We start from the raw sequence: 15139 nt of genomic DNA, 5'->3' as shown, positions 1-15139 counted from the left end.
TCTACGCAAACGCCGCGGCGAACAACCCGTTAGACCAAAGTCCCATAGCCATGAAACAAGGTCACAAAAAAATTGCGATTGAATTAATGTTGGCCTCTGTCCAGACGGGCGGCGACCGCCCCGAAGACCACAACAAACATAAAAAATCCGAGGTACCCCCCGTGGCCGCTGAGATTGAAGATAGCCGCTCCGCCCGCTTTGCCCTGCGCTGTTCAAGTTTTGCCGAACGCTGGTTTCCCGACTCCTGGGTGTTTGCTGCCCTGGCGGTGATTGTCGTGGCCCTGGCCACCATCGCGATGGGGGCCAAGCCCACCGACGCGGCGATGGCGTTCGGCGACGGTTACTGGAGCCTGATCCCGTTCACCATGCAGATGGCCTTCGTGGTGATCGGCGGCTATGTGGTCGCCAGTTCGCCACCCGCCGTAAAACTGATCGACCGCTTGGCGAAGATCCCGAAAAACGGCCGCTCGGCCGTGGCCTGGGTCGCCCTGATTTCGATGGTTGCCTCATTATTGAACTGGGGCTTGTCCCTGGTGTTCGGCGGCTTGCTGGTGCGCGCCCTCGCCCGCCGTACCGATCTGAAAATGGACTACCGCGCCGCCGGTGCGGCCGCGTACCTGGGTCTCGGCGCCGTGTGGGCCTTGGGCCTGTCCTCGTCTGCGGCGCAATTGCAGGCCAACCCGGCCAGCCTGCCACCCTCGATTCTGTCGATCACCGGGGTGATTCCGTTTACCCAGACGATTTTCCTCTGGCAGTCCGGCGCCATGTTGCTGGCCTTGATCGTGGTGTCGTTGATCATCGCCTACGCCACCGCGCCAGGCGAGAACTCGGCGCGTGACGCCCAGGCCTGTGGCGTCGATCCGAGCTTCAACCTGCCACCGCTGCAACCACGCACCCGTCCCGGTGAATGGCTGGAACACAGCCCGCTGCTGACGATACTCCTGGTGTTGCTGGCTGCCGGATGGCTGTTCCATGAGTTTTCGACCAAACCGGCGATCAGCGCGATTTCCGGGCTGAACACCTACAACTTCCTGTTCATCATGCTCGGCGCCCTGCTGCACTGGCGTCCGCGCAGCTTCCTGGACGCGGTGTCCCGTGCGGTGCCGACCACCACCGGCGTGTTGATCCAGTTCCCACTGTACGGTTCGATCGCCGCCCTGATGACCACGGTCAAGGGTGCCGATGCGCAAACCCTGGCGCACCACATCTCGACCTTTTTCGTCAGCATTGCCTCCCACGACACCTATGCCCTGCTGATGGGCGTGTACTCGGCGATCCTCGGGTTCTTCATTCCGTCCGGTGGCGGCAAGTGGATCATCGAAGCGCCGTACGTGATGCAGGTGGCCAACGACCTGAAATATCACCTGGGCTGGGCCGTGCAGATCTACAACGCAGCCGAAGCCCTGCCGAACCTGATCAATCCGTTCTACATGCTGCCGCTGCTCGGTGTGCTGGGGTTGAAGGCGCGGGACCTGATTGGCTTCTCGTTTGTGCAACTGCTGGTGCACACGCCGCTGGTGCTGTTTTTGCTGTGGGTATTGGGCACGACGCTGGCCTATGCGCCACCGGTAATGCCGTAACGGTTACAGACCTGTAAGCGGGCTTGCCCGCGAAGGCGTCAACTTATTTAACATTGACGTCACAGACGCACCGCCTTCGCTGGCAAGCCAGCTCCTACACAGATCACGCCACCCTTGTGGGAGCGTTGAGTGGGGGTGCCTGTCACCCCTCTGTCACAATCCCTTGCTAGCGTCCGGCCGAAACATGTAGAAACATTTCGACAAGCCAAGGGATTCGACATGAGCGACGAAACAGACGACACAGCCCCATCCTCAGCCGAATCCGACCACCCCACCGACACCAGTCGCCGCCGTTTTCTCGGCGGTGTCGCCGTGCTCGGTGCTGGCGCGGCACTCACTGCCTACGGCCATCAGGACAACGTGCCAGGCGACACGCCTGAGCGTCCGCTCTCGGCAGCAGAACTCGACAAAGCCCTGCACGACCAGGTGAAAACCGTGATGGTGATCTACGCCGAGAACCGCAGCTTCAATAACCTGTTCGGCGATTTTCCCGGGGTCGAAAAACCGCTGTCAACGCTCCAGCCTGCCGACTACCAACAACGCGACCGCGATGGCAGCGTGTTGCAAACCCTGCCGCCGGTCTGGGGCGGTGTCCTGCAGATCGGCCCGCAAACCCTCGATGGCGTGACCTACCCCAGCGCCGTGCAGTTCCAGGAAAACCTGCCCAACGCGCCCTTCGCCCTCAAGGGCCCGAACGCGGAAGACTTGCCATTCGGCCTGGTCACCCGCGACCTGTGGCACGTGTTCTACCAGAACCAGATGCAGATCAACGGCGGCAAGAACGACGGATTCGTCGCCTGGGCCGATTCCGGCGGTTTGACCATGGGCCACTATGCCCAGAGCCGATATTCCCTGCGCCTGTGGGACATCGCCCGGGATTTCGTGCTCTGCGACAACTTCTTCCAGGGCGCCTTCGGTGGCTCGTTCCTCAACCACCAATACCTGATCAGCGCCACGGCGCCGTTTTATCCGGACGTGGCCAATTCGGTCGCCAAATCACAAATCGCCGCGCTGCAAAGCAACGACCCGACTGATCCACGCCTCAAGCCGCTGGAGGCCTCGCCGGCGAGCGCCATGACCGGCCCGCCACAGTTCGGCCCCAGCGCGCTGACGCCCGATGGCTACGGGGTCAACACCCTGGCCCCGCCCTACTGGCCGACCTGGATCCGCGACCCGGACCGCCCGGACTATTCCAAACCCGACTTGCCGAACGTCCTGGTTCCACAGACTCACGAGCACATTGGCGACAAGCTGTCGAAGAAGAACATCGACTGGGCCTGGTACGCCGGCGCCTGGCAGGCGACGCTGGAGCAGTTCAAGGATTCCGGCGGTATTCCGAAAATCCCGAACTTCCAGTACCACCACCAGCCGTTCAACTACTTCAAGCGCCAGGGCCCGGAAAACCCGGAGGAACGCAACAAGCGCCTGCGCGACGGCGGCCTGGGGGACGAGTCCGGCACCAACCGGTTCTTTGCCGACGCCGAGGCGGGCAAACTGCCGGCGGTGAGCTTCTACAAACCCCAGGGCAACCTGAACATGCACGCCGGTTATGCCGACGTGGCCTCCGGCGACCGACATATCGTGCGCGCGCTGAAAGTGCTGCAGCAGAGTCCGCAGTGGAAAAACATGGTAGTGGTGGTCACCGTCGACGAGAACGGCGGCTGGTGGGATCACGTCGCCCCGCCCAAGGGTGATCGCTGGGGGCCAGGCTCGCGGGTGCCGGCGCTGGTGGTGTCGCCGTTCTCGCGCAAAGGTGCAGTGGATCACACGGTCTATGACACCGCATCGATCCTGCGGCTGATTACCCGGGTGTTCCAGCTGGAAAAACTCGACGGCCTCCAGCAGCGCGATGAAGCGATGATTGCCCGAGGCCAGGTGCCGATGGGTGACCTGAGCAACGCTTTGCAGTTTCCGGTCTAATTATCTTTCACCCGGAAAACGGCAGGAGCCAGCTTGCTGGCGATGGACTTAAGTGCACCGCGTTTATCCAGTTCACTCGCGATGTCCCGGTCGAAAATTAAGTGACACAAAAAAAACGGCACTCCCATGGCCAGTCATGACCATGGAAATACCGTTTTTTTTAAGCGGGCGCTGCGTACTACTGAGGATCGAGCGGACGCAAGCGATACTGCGGCGGCAGTTGCTCGAAACCGCTGATGGTCGCGTTCAGGCTCTTCCAGCGACCGTCCTTGATGCCGTAGATGCAGCCGTGGATCGACAGGCTCTGCCCACGGTGCCAGGCGTTTTGCACAATACTGGTGTGACCGACGTTGGCCACCTGCTGGATCACGTTAAGTTCGCAGAGGCGGTCGACGCGTTCTTCTTCGGTGGCGTATTTGGCCAGCTCTTCGCGTTTCTCGTAATAAAGATCGCGAATCGAACGCAGCCAGCCGTCGATCAGGCCGAACTGACGATCCTGCATCGAAGCCCGCACGCCGCCGCAACCATAGTGGCCGGTGACGAGGATGTGTTTGACCTTGAGCACGTCGACCGCGTACTGGATCACCGACAGGCAGTTGAGGTCCGTGTGCAGCACGACGTTGGCCACATTACGGTGTACGAACAGGTCGCCTGGCAACATACCGACGATTTCGTTGGCCGGCACCCGGGCATCGGAACAGCCGATCCACAGGTACTCCGGGGTCTGTTGGCGAGCCAGCTTGGCGAAGAAGTCAGGATCTTCCTCTTTGATCGCAGCGGCCCAACGCTCGTTGTTATCAATCAGATCTTGTAATTCGTTCATGCGATGAAGCCTCGAGAATGATGCGCTGCTTTGACAGACGACCGCCCGTCGGGGTCACGCGCATTATGCAGTTACCCCGCAAACCCTGGTTCCTGCGGCGGACAGCCGGCGCTCCATGCCGGTGGAATTCTCATGCACCCGGTGGGTCCACCCTAGTAGGGCCCACAGTATGAGGAATTACCATGAATGATTCACGACGTCCGTACGATGCGCAGCAACCGTCTCCCGTCGATGACACTGAAGACCGCATGGGCTCGGTGCATGAGTTGGATTTCGATGCCGAAGAACCCAGTGCCAAGATCGGTGACGAATTAACTGAAAAGGAACGCGAACAACTGATGCCCCGCGAGCGCGTGCGCGAAGCGGGCATGACCGGCGCTTCGACAAGCGATCATCAACCGACCGACGACGATTTAAGCCCGCAAACGCTGATTCGTGAAGACGGTGCCCGGGATGCCGAAGAGGAAGGCCAGGATGAAGGGGCGGATTGGGACTTGAGCATCGTCGATGAGGACGATATTGGTGGCGGCAATGGCCTGGATGAAGCTGAATTGGCGCGGCGCGATCCGATGGATGGCAAGCGGTAGTTCTTTTTTTGCCTGTTCCAGGGCCTTCGCTGGCAAGCCTGCGCCTACAGGGGAACGCAATTCGAATGTAGGAGCTGGCTCGCCAGCGAAGCTTTTAACGTTTAGTCGACCAAGGTACAGGCCATGACCACCGCATCTTCGCGCCCACCCACCGCCGGGTAGTAATCCCGACGCCGGCCAATCTCGTTGAAGCCGTAGCGCTCATACAGCTTGAATGCCGCCGTGTTGCTGTCACGAACCTCCAGGAAACACTCCCGGGCGTCAGCCTTGTAGGCAATCGACATCAGGTGCTCGAGCAACGTCAGCCCCAGGCCACGGCCCTGGTTTTCCGGCTTGACGGTAATGTTCAGCAGGTGCGCCTCGTCGAGGATGATCTGCACCACCCCATGGCCGACCTGCTGCTGGCCTTCGAACATCAGCCATATCTGATACTTGCCCAGGCCATCGAGAAAAATCCCGCGGGTCCAGGGATGGCTGTAGGCCGCGTATTCGATTTTCAGTACAGCTTCCAGGTCCGCCTCGGTCATCGGGCGAAACGATACCGCGTCACTCATTCGATTCTTTCCAGCGCGCCATCAGCCGACGCATGGCTTGCCAGACACCAGCCTTACGCTGTGGCTCTTCCATTAATAATTCCAGCCCCGGCACGGCCCATGCCGAGCCCAGGCCTTCGATCTGCAACTCGCGATTGAACGCTTCGGCATCCGCCTCGCCGGCAAACCGCACGGCGGGCAGGCCGATGAGCCACAAACAGGCGCACGGGGCCTCTTCCATACGAACGGACAAGAAACCCTGCACGAAGTCGCGAGCGGCTTCCGGGCCCTGATCCATGTTGCCGCGCACCAGCAACGGCCAGCGTACAGGCTCGCCGACGATCTGCGGGCTGTCCGGCAGACCGGCGGCGCGCAACATGTCCTTGAGCAACAAGTAAGCCGGGTCGCGGCTCTGGAACGCTTCGCCTGTGGGTAACTCCACCAGCAGCAGGCAACGCCCGGCCCGCAACAGTTGCAGGGAAAAACGCGGCGGCGGCACAACCGGCGCCTTGACCACCACCGGCGCTTCATCGGCCTCGTCGACCGGTTTGGCTCCGGTGCGGGTGCTGGCCAGCGATGGCCGTGGCACCTCGATTTTCACCCGCTCGGCAGGGCGCGATGCAGGCTGGGCAGGCGTTTCGGCCTGTACCGCAGGCACCACCGGCGCCACGATCTCGGGCTCGGGCATGTCCAGCAACTCAGGCCGCGACGGTGCAGCAAAGGGCAATTCGGTGCGCGGCAGCCAGTTGACCACCTGCATGGCGGCCAGATAAGCGCGACGACGGGACTCGATAAGCAAAGGTCGGCCACTTGTGGATAACTAAAGTGCGCTGATTCTACCGCCGTTCGCTCAAGATCGCCCGCTGTTGATTGATAGAAAAACAACAGCCCGTCCCGAGAATGAATCGCACTGCCCCCGATGCAGTACAATCGCCGCTTTTAATCGCCAACCAGCCGGCCATTCCGATGATCGAACCCAAGCGCGTCTTGCGCGCCCTCGCTGAACACTGGGCACTTCTGGAGCCACTGTGCGAGCACTTCGACCAAGGCACACTGAGCCTGAACGAACTGCGCACGCAACTGGCCGCCCAGCAACTCGACAGTACGCCGCAGGACATCACCAGCCTGCTGGATGTGTGGATTCGCCTCGATATTCTGGTGCCCGTGGCCAAAAGCCCGAACCGTTTCGAGCTCAATGCGCAGATTCACGACTTTCTCGCCTACCTGCGCCGTGAACACCGGCTGGGCCTGTGCCTGGAAATCGAAGCCTACCTGCGCCATTTGGAGCGTCTGGCCGGTTATATCCAGGATGCGTTCGACATCCGCGACGGCAACGACCTCGCCCGCCAGCTGCGCCTGCTCGACATGCGCGTACGGGACGTGCTTAAAAAGCTCGATAACGACGAACAGGCCCTGGTGGCCGTGGCCGAACGGGCGAAAACCAGCGACCGGCAGATTCCATTGCGCCAGCGTTACGCTGAAGTGCTGGCGACCTGGGACGAATACGTCGAGCCGATGATTGACCTGGTGAACGCCGACGGCGCCTTCGAACAAGGCGTGCGCAAGGTCGAAACCGTGCTGCTGAAGATGCTCAGCGAACAGCAGCGCCTCGGCCACCTGGTCGACGACGACATGCTGCTGCGCACCCACGCGCGCATCCTCGAAATGCAGACCAGCGCCCAACTGACCCTGCGTCACGCTCGCGAACTGCTGTTGCCGCTGCGTGAAGAAGCCCGCCGCCACAACGCCGTGACCCGTGGCGCCGCGCTGGCGCTGTCGATGATCCGCCGCAAGGGCATCGACGCCGTGCCGCAAGCGGCCATGCCGATGTTCACCCGCCCGCAAAGCACTTTCCTCGGCAGCGCCAGCCAGGTCGAAGCCTACGTGTATGCCTTGGCGCGCTTCGAACCAAAACCGGCGCGCTTCCCCAAGGCGCACAAAACCCACAAAGGCGAGGCCCCACGGGCACCACGCACCGTTCGGGAGATGCTCGAACGCTGCGAAGATGCCCTGCCGATGCCGGACCTGATGACCTGGCTGCTGGAACAGGAACCGGACGGCGCCACCGACGAATTGCTGTACTGGTTCTCGCGCCTGTCGCGGGAAAAACGTTTCAAGCGCGAGCGCTTGGAGCGACGCGAATACCATACTCACGAGCATCAGGTCAGCCTGCGCTCCTTCGCCCTGCTCTCGGTCAGCGATGACGCCACCGAGAATTCTGCGAGCATCCCCCATGCATCTTGATCTTTCCGAACTGTCTCAGCTGGCGCCGATTTTTCGCGAGCTATTCAAGGGTTACCACGTCAGCCGCCGTGATCCGGAGCTGTACGCGCAACTGTCGAACTTCCAGGACCAGTACCGCACGCTGTTCAAGGCCTTGGGCTTTGAATTGGTCTGCGACACCCGCGGTTTCTACTACTTCGTGCCGGACCTCGCCGCGGCGGCGGTGAACAAGACCGCCCAGCGCCTGGCGCTGTTCACTTTCATCCTCGTCGAACATCTGGCCGACCAGGGCCGCGACCCGATTTCCGTACTCGACGGCGGCAGTCTCGGTCGCGATGAATTGCCATCGCTGCTGGAAAAATACCGCGACCTGTTCATTCAGGCCGAAGTGCAGACCGTTGAAGAGCTGGAAGAGAAAATCATGCGCCGCATGACCCAGCTCGGTTTTGCCGGCGAAGAAAACGGTATATACCGCTTCCTCCCGCCGATGCACCGTTTCCTCGACGTTTGCCTGTCGGTCCAACAGGACCGCGATCTGGTCGCCAGCCTGCACAGCGTGCTGCCATTGCCGGCACCGGTGCTGATCGACGAAGACAGCGACGAAAAACTGCTGCAGACCGACGACCCGCTCGACCTCGCGGAGTTTGAAGACGAAAGCGAAGAAGACGCCCTGGCCCGCGCCATCGCCGAAGAACAGGAGCTCGACGCATGAGCAAGGAACGTTACGGCATCCGCCGCTTTGCCCTCTTGAACACCGCCGGTTATAGCCTCGGCCTCTTCCCGCTGGAAGAACCGCTGTCGGTCTACGGCGCGAACAACCTCGGCAAATCCGCCTCGATCAATGCCCTGCAGTTCCCGATCCTGGCGCGCATGTCGGACATGAGTTTCGGCAAGTACAGCCTGGAACAATCCCGGCGTTTCTACTTCGCCTCGGACACCAGTTACATCCTGGTCGAAGTCAGCCTGCCCCACGGTCCCCACGTGATTGGTGTGGTCGGTCGCGGCCCCGGCGGTGGTTTCGGCCACCAGTTCTTCGCCTACGCCGGCAAACTCGACCTGGCCCATTACCAGAAAAACGACACCTGCCTGCGCCAGAAAGAACTGTTCACCAACCTTGAGCGCGAAGGCCTGAAAGCCTACGAACTCAAGCCGGACGAACTGCGCCGGTTGCTGGTCGGTGGCCACACGTCGATTCCGCTGGACCTGACGCTGATCCCGTTGCGTTCCACCAGCGAGCAAAGCCTGAAGACCTTCCGTGCACTGTTCATCAACCTGCTGCACATGCGCGAAATCACCGCAGCCAAGCTCAAGCAACTGTTCCTCGATGCCTTCGAACACAGCCTGCGTTCCGGCAGCGTCGATTACATTGCCGCGTGCGAAGAAGCGTTCCGCGATGTACGACGCATGGAGCAGGACTACAACTCGCTGGTCGCCGCAGGTCCCTTGGTCGAGGCGCTGGCCCATGGCGTGAAGCAACGCGACATCCTGCGCGGCAAACTGCACCGCGTCTCGCCGTTGCTCGATTCCCTGCTGGGCACCTGGTCGGACTACGCCAGCGCGCGCAAGGAAGAGCTGACCATCCAGTCCGAGCACTACCGCAATGAGCAGGACGCCCTGCAAAACGACCAGCGCGGCGGCACTCAGGAACTGATGCGTCTGGAACGGGAAATCACCGGCATCCAGCGCTGGCTCGGTGAGCTGTCGGTGCTCAAGCACCGCTTTGCGCTGGTCGAAGACGTCAAGGTGCTGGAGCAACAACTGCTCGCCGCCAAGGACGCTCACGATGAACTGGCCGGTGCGTTGGCACAGTCCCGCCAATTCAGCGCCGAAGATCTGGAAGAACGCCTGCGCGATCTGGAAAAGCGCCTGAAGTCGGTCAAGCAGCAACTCGATCACGCCGACAACAACAGCTATGCCCGCCTGCGTGAAGAATTCTCGCAACAGGACGTCGAGCGCCTGATGCGGCTGTTCAACAGCGCACTGTTCAGCCTGCCGCTGGGTGAGCACGGCATCACCCTCGACGACGACGGCGACTGGGTCAAATCCGTGGAGCTGATCCTCGACGGTTTCAAAGGCGAACGCTTCGAAGTGCCGGGCTTGTCCATCGACATCTCGCACATCGAACCGCCAGCATTGCAGGCCTTGGCCGACCGCGCGGCCCTGCGCGACCAGAAAGAACGTCTGGAAAAAGAACTCAAGCAACTGAAAACCCAGCAAGCCGTGGCCGCCGACCGCGCGGCGAGCAAGACCCAGACCGAAGCGCTGTACCAGCAAGTGCTGGATGCGCAGAAAGCCCTGGAAGATTTCCGCCGCGCGCAAACCCTGAGCGCCGAGGAAGGCGACAAGCTGGAACAACTGGCGCAGATGGAAGCCGCCCAGGACGAACTGAAGCGTTCCAGCGATGCCTTCACCGAACGCGTCCAGCAACTGTCGGCCAAGTTGCAACTGGTCGGCCGGCAGATCGGCGACATGGAAGCCAAGCAACGCACCCTCGACGACGCTCTGCGCCGCCGTCAGCTGTTGCCGTCGGATCTGCCGTTCGGCACGCCGTTCATGGACCCGATCGACGATTCCATGGACAACCTGCTGCCGTTGCTCAACGACTATCAGGACAGTTGGCAAGGCCTGTTGCGGGCCGATGGCCAGATCGAAGCGCTGTACGCCCAGGTGCGCCTCAAGGGTGTGGCCAAGTTCGACAGCGAAGACGATATGGAGCGCCGCCTGTCACTGCTGATCAACGCCTACGCCCACCGCACCGACGAAGCCCTGACGCTGGGCAAGGCACGTCGTGCTGCCGTGACCGACATCGCCCGGACCCTGCGCAACATCCGCAGCGACTACGACAGCCTCGAACACCAACTGGCGCTGTTCAACCGCGAAATCAACAAACGCCAGGTCTCCAACCTGCAGAGCTTCCGTATCGTGCTCGCGCCGAACAAGGAAGCGCTCAAGCACATCGACCAGATCATCCACAGCGCCGGTCAGTACGAAGAAGGCGAAACCCTGTCGGTGTTCGACCTGAGCCAAAGCGCCGAGCAGGACAACAAGAACGAAGAGGCCAAGGAGTATCTGGCGCGGCTGGTGGCGGCCAACCACAACCAGCTCGGCCTCAAGGACTTGTTCGAACTGGCGTTCGAGATCACCAAGGTCAATGGTCAGCCGGTGATCCACACCGACATCGACGGCGCCGCCTCCAACGGCACCACCATGACCATCAAGGCGCTGACCAACATGTACTTGTTGCTGCACTTGATGGACCGTGACCAGGCCGGTCGCGTGCGCCTGCCGTACTACCTCGACGAGGCGGCGGACATCGATGAGAAGAACCAGGCGGCATTGCTGGAAACCAGCCTGCAACTGGGCTTCGTACCGATCCTGGCGAGCGTGAAACCGCAAGTTTGCGCCAGTGTCGCCATCGACCTGGAAGGCGGCAGCGGCCCGGCCGGCATCTACATCGACGAGGCGGACTGGAAGTACATTCGTCGTCACGACCAGGTGAAGGCGACGGTCAATGAACAAGCGGACGAACCGGAGCTGGATGCGGTCTGAAGCTTGAATCGCAGGCACATAAAGGGCCGCGATCCAATGGATCGCGGCCTTTTTAATCGTGTGGGTTTGAGGGCCTCTTCGCAATCCTTGTAGGAGCGGGCTTGCCCGCGAAGGCGTCATCACTGACGCCACAACCCGCCGACTACTTACCGAGGGAAATCTTCGGCGCCCAAGTCAGCCATTCATCTTCAAACTTGTCGAACAGCGCAAACGTCTGCTCCGGACGTGCCGGAGTCCCCATGCGCTCACCGTCTGGCGTGGCAAAGGCAACACCACCCTGCAACATCGTTTCCAGGGATTCTGTGCGCACCGTGGCCCCACGGAACAAGCCGACATCGAAGTCAAACCCGCTGGTGTTCCAGAACCGCGTGCCACTGCGCACCAGCGGTGCATACTTCGGCTCGATCAAGATATGGATCAGAACACGATCAGCCGTCTGGCCCAGCTCATAACCCGTCACCTTACCGACCGTGATTTCGCGATAAGTCACGGGGACGCCAGCCTTCAGCGAGCCGCGACGAGCGGCGCTCAACACCAGGCTCAAGCCGTCCTCGCGCTTGACCGCTTCAGGCGGGTTGGCCAGGGCTACGAAGTTCTTTTGCGGCCCCTGATTCTTTGCCGCTGGCAGCACTTCGATGTATTGCCCGGTCACCAGGGTTTCCAGGTTGGCCGTCTTGATCAACCCCAATTCAGGTTTCACCACCCAGAACTGCGTACCCACCCGTGCAATGCGATCCGGGACTTCGGTAATCCGTACGGTCAGCAACACCGATTGCAAGTCTTCACTGAGGTCCACGTCTTCAACCTTGCCGACATCCAGGCCCTTGAAGCGAATCGCCGTACCGGGGCGCAAACCGTCGGCGCGGTCGACCTTGAGCGTGATCAGTGCACCTTTTTGCGTGGCGTCCTCGTGGTTGGCGAACAGGCGGAAACGCGGCACCCGCTTCTGCAACGGTGCCTTGGCCTCAGGCGTTTCAAAGGCAATGCCGCCGGCCATCAAGCTCTGCAACGATTCACTTTTGACTTGAATCCCGCCAGTCAGGCCGCCCGTGAGAGTAATGCCACTGGCATTCCAGAAACGCGTCGAGGCGTTGACCAGATCTTCGTACTCTTTCTCGATGTGCACACCGATGATCAACTGCTTCTTGGTCCGGGAGAATTGATAGCTCTGTACCGAGCCGACCTTCACCTGTTTATAGAGGATCGGACTGCCGACTTCGAGCGAGCCGAGATTGTCGGTAAACAGCACCAGGTGCAGGCCCGGGGCACGCAGATCCAGTGGCGGGGCTTTCGGTCGCGCGACGAACTCGCGTTTCGGCGCCGAGCCCTTGTCACCCGGACGCACAGCGATGTAGTTGCCTTTTACCAACGCCTCCAGGCCGGTAATCCCGGCAAGCGAAATCGACGGTTTCACTACCCAGAACTGCGTGCCGTCCACCAGGTAGTCTTCGGCCAGCGGGTCCATCGTCAACTCAGCGGTCGCACCGGACAAATCTGGATCGACCTTCAGCGCTTTCAGGCTACCCACCTGAATCCCCTTGTACATCACCGGGGTGCGACCGGCCTGCAAACCGTCGAAGTCACTGAGCTTGACCTTGACCCGGATACCGGCCGCAGCGGCGTCAAAGTCTTCATAGAGACGGAAGGGCAGACTCGGATCGGTAGGCGGACTGTCCTTGCGGTTTTCCGGGGTGGCGAACGCGATGCCGCCGGCGACGATGCTAGCCAGGGACTCACTGCGGATCTTCACACCCGACAGGCTGGCGTCGATACTGACGCCGCTGGCGTTCCAGAAGCGTGTGTGTTTGCGTACCAGATTGGCGTAAGTCGGCTCGATGAAAACCTTGAGCTCGACAGTGCTCTGGTCCTCGGACAATACGTAGCTCTTGATCTGGCCCACTTTGATCTGTTTGTAGAACACCGGGCTGCCACGGTTCAGCGAGCCCAGGCGATCAGCCTTGATGGTCAAATGCAATCCAGGCTGGGCATCGGACAGCGGCGGTTCCTGGGCCAAGGCCTTGAACCGGCGCACAGGTTCACCTTCACCCGGGCTGATGGCAACGTAGTTACCGGAAACCAGCGTCTCCAGACCAGTAATCCCGGCCAGCGTCACACTCGGCTTGACCAACCAGAAGCGCGTGCTGGTGCGCAGGTATTGCTCCACGTCCTTGTTCATTTCGATGCTGGCAATCACGCCTTTGGTGGCGCCCTCGTCATCAAGCTTGAGGCTTTTGACCTTGCCCACCGACATGCCCTTGTAGACGACTTCCGTCTTGTTGGCCTGGATGCCTTCGCCACTTTCAAAGCGCACCTGGATTTCGATGCCGTTCTCGTTGTATGCGCGCCAGCCGAGCCAGCCGCCAATAATCAGGGCGATCAAGGGCAACACCCAAATGGCTGACCAGTTCGAGGCCGGTCGTGTTTTCGCTACAGGCAAATCAGTCATGGTCGTCGTCCGACTCCGTGTTATCCCAAATCAGTCGGGGATCGAAAGTTACGGCGGCAAGCATCGTCAGGATCACCACAGAGGCGAAGGCGATGGCGCCAAGATTGGCTTCGATACTCGCAAGCCGTCCAAAATTCACGACCGCCACCAGAATGGCGATCACAAAGATATCGAGCATCGACCAGCGGCCGATGAACTCGATGAAGCGGTACATCCAGATACGTTGGCGGGCCGAAAGGGGTTGGCGCCGCTGCACCGAAAACAGCAGCAAGGCGATCCCGACCAGTTTGAAGGTAGGCACCAGGATACTGGCGATAAACACCACGGCCGCAATGGGGAACATGCCGTAATGCACCAACTCGATCACACCCGCCATGATCGTGCTGGGCGCACCTTTACCGAGAGAGTTCACGGTCATGATCGGCAGCAAATTGGCCGGTATATAAAGAATGGCGGCGGTAATCAGCAACGCCCAGGTGCGCACCAGGCTATTGGGGCTACGGGCATGCACCAGCGCTCCGCAGCGCGTACAGACTTGCTCATCGGTGTCAGCATCCTGCCTGTTCAATTCATGACATTCCGCACAAATCAGAATGCCTGCATCAATCGCCCGCATGGGCATCCTCTCCTGATAACGCCTGCCAGATCTGGTGAGGCGACATGACGACCTCCAGCCAGACCTGAATCAGCAACAAACCAATGAAGCACGCCAGGCCAAGGCCCACGGTGATCGCTGCCATATCTGCCAGTTTGACGATCGCCACCAGCACACCCATGAAGTAGACCTCGAGCATTCCCCATTCGCGTATGTGGTGATAAATGCGATAGAGCAACAAGCCGTAGCTGCGTCCGATATCAAAACGGATACTCAGCAATACTGCCAATTGGCAAAGCAACTTGAGCAGCGGTATCCCCATGCTGCACAGGAACACCACCACCGAAACACTTTGCATGCCTGTATCGAAAAGAGCGACAACCCCGCTCCAGACAGTGTCGTGCGAAGACTGTCCGAGCAGATTGAGTTGCATGATGGGTAAAAAATTCGCCGGAATAAACAACAGCAGGGCCGAGATGACCAAGGCGAGACTGCGCTGAACGACGTTGTTGCGATGGGCATAAAGCTCGTAGCCGCAGCGTGGACACAGGGCTTTTTCGCCATGGGCGAGTTTGGGTTTGCGCATGAGCAAATCGCACTCATGGCAGGCAACCAGGTCGTCTAGTGGTAATTCTGACAGCCCTTGGGCGTCAACCGGATCCGGCATAAAGGCTCTGATTCTGAAAAAGTTGGGCCTATTCTAGTGCCATGGGCTGAAAATAACTGTGCAAAATGTGCAACCAAGCACTCTGATTTTCTACGCGCAAAAACAAAACCCCAACTGCTTTCGCAATTGGGGTTTCGGAATTTAATCTTGACGATGACCTACTCTCACATGGGGAAACCCCACACTACCATCGGCGATGCATCGTTTCACTGCTGA

The 15139-nt window shown here is 60.4% G+C and carries 12 protein-coding genes; 6 read left to right on the top strand and 6 right to left on the bottom strand.

Translation table 11 applies throughout. From position 1 onward, the window contains the following. Positions 1-161: 161 nt before the first annotated feature. A complete protein-coding gene (locus J1D76_RS10975) occupies positions 162-1580 on the top strand; it encodes a short-chain fatty acid transporter (RefSeq protein ID WP_421138348.1) in 1419 nt (472 codons plus the stop codon). A gap of 219 nt (positions 1581-1799) precedes the next feature. After that, positions 1800-3500: an acid phosphatase gene (locus J1D76_RS10970; protein ID WP_421138347.1), complete on the top strand. Its 1701-nt coding sequence runs from the start codon at positions 1800-1802 to the stop codon at positions 3498-3500. Between the two features lie 178 nt (positions 3501-3678). Here J1D76_RS10970 and can read toward each other — a convergent pair whose 3' ends face one another. Next, a complete protein-coding gene (gene can / locus J1D76_RS10965) occupies positions 3679-4323 on the bottom strand; it encodes a carbonate dehydratase (protein WP_421138346.1) in 645 nt (214 codons plus the stop codon). 182 nt (positions 4324-4505) lie between these two features. Between can and J1D76_RS10960 the strand changes: the two genes are divergently transcribed. Then, positions 4506-4910 (top strand): serine kinase/phosphatase, encoded by a 405-nt coding sequence (locus tag J1D76_RS10960; RefSeq protein ID WP_421138345.1) that lies wholly within the window; start codon positions 4506-4508, stop codon positions 4908-4910. A gap of 101 nt (positions 4911-5011) precedes the next feature. Here the strand turns inward: J1D76_RS10960 and rimI are convergent, their stop codons facing one another. Together rimI and J1D76_RS10950 are read right to left on the bottom strand one after the other, a co-directional pair. After that, a complete protein-coding gene (rimI, locus tag J1D76_RS10955; protein WP_007981794.1) occupies positions 5012-5464 on the bottom strand; it encodes a ribosomal protein S18-alanine N-acetyltransferase in 453 nt (150 codons plus the stop codon). Next, positions 5457-6203: an energy transducer TonB gene (locus tag J1D76_RS10950; protein WP_421138507.1), complete on the bottom strand. Its 747-nt coding sequence runs from the start codon at positions 6201-6203 to the stop codon at positions 5457-5459. The genes rimI and J1D76_RS10950 overlap by 8 nt, the downstream gene beginning before the upstream one ends. Before the next feature lie 206 nt (positions 6204-6409). Between J1D76_RS10950 and mksB the strand changes: the two genes are divergently transcribed. Genes mksB through mksF form a run of 3 tightly spaced genes read left to right on the top strand, consistent with a single transcriptional unit; the run spans position 6410 to position 11215 of the window. Next, on the top strand, positions 6410-7687 hold the full coding sequence (gene mksB, locus J1D76_RS10945) for an Mks condensin complex protein MksB (RefSeq protein WP_421138506.1): 1278 nt from the start codon (positions 6410-6412) through the stop codon (positions 7685-7687). Further along, a complete protein-coding gene (mksE, locus tag J1D76_RS10940) occupies positions 7677-8378 on the top strand; it encodes an Mks condensin complex protein MksE (RefSeq protein ID WP_421138344.1) in 702 nt (233 codons plus the stop codon). The genes mksB and mksE overlap by 11 nt, the downstream gene beginning before the upstream one ends. Then, positions 8375-11215 (top strand): Mks condensin complex protein MksF, encoded by a 2841-nt coding sequence (gene mksF / locus J1D76_RS10935; protein WP_421138343.1) that lies wholly within the window; start codon positions 8375-8377, stop codon positions 11213-11215. The genes mksE and mksF overlap by 4 nt, the downstream gene beginning before the upstream one ends. Positions 11216-11357: 142 nt before the next feature. Here mksF and J1D76_RS10930 read toward each other — a convergent pair whose 3' ends face one another. The 3 genes from J1D76_RS10930 to J1D76_RS10920 are packed head-to-tail and all read right to left on the bottom strand — an operon-like array spanning position 11358 to position 14923. Next, positions 11358-13661 carry an MlaD family protein gene (locus J1D76_RS10930; protein WP_421138342.1) on the bottom strand — a complete coding sequence of 768 codons (2304 nt, stop codon included), beginning with the start codon at positions 13659-13661 and terminating at the stop codon, positions 11358-11360. Beyond that, positions 13654-14277 (bottom strand): paraquat-inducible protein A, encoded by a 624-nt coding sequence (locus J1D76_RS10925; protein ID WP_421138341.1) that lies wholly within the window; start codon positions 14275-14277, stop codon positions 13654-13656. The genes J1D76_RS10930 and J1D76_RS10925 overlap by 8 nt, the downstream gene beginning before the upstream one ends. Further along, on the bottom strand, positions 14264-14923 hold the full coding sequence (locus J1D76_RS10920) for a paraquat-inducible protein A (protein WP_421138340.1): 660 nt from the start codon (positions 14921-14923) through the stop codon (positions 14264-14266). Before J1D76_RS10920 ends, J1D76_RS10925 begins: the two co-directional genes overlap by 14 nt. Between the last annotated feature and the right edge of the window lie 216 nt (positions 14924-15139).

Origin of the sequence: Pseudomonas sp. NFX15 (assembly GCF_049132105.1) — a bacterium.
Taxonomy (GTDB): Bacteria; Pseudomonadota; Gammaproteobacteria; order Pseudomonadales; family Pseudomonadaceae; genus Aquipseudomonas.
This window is presented reverse-complemented; position numbering and strand designations above follow the sequence as displayed.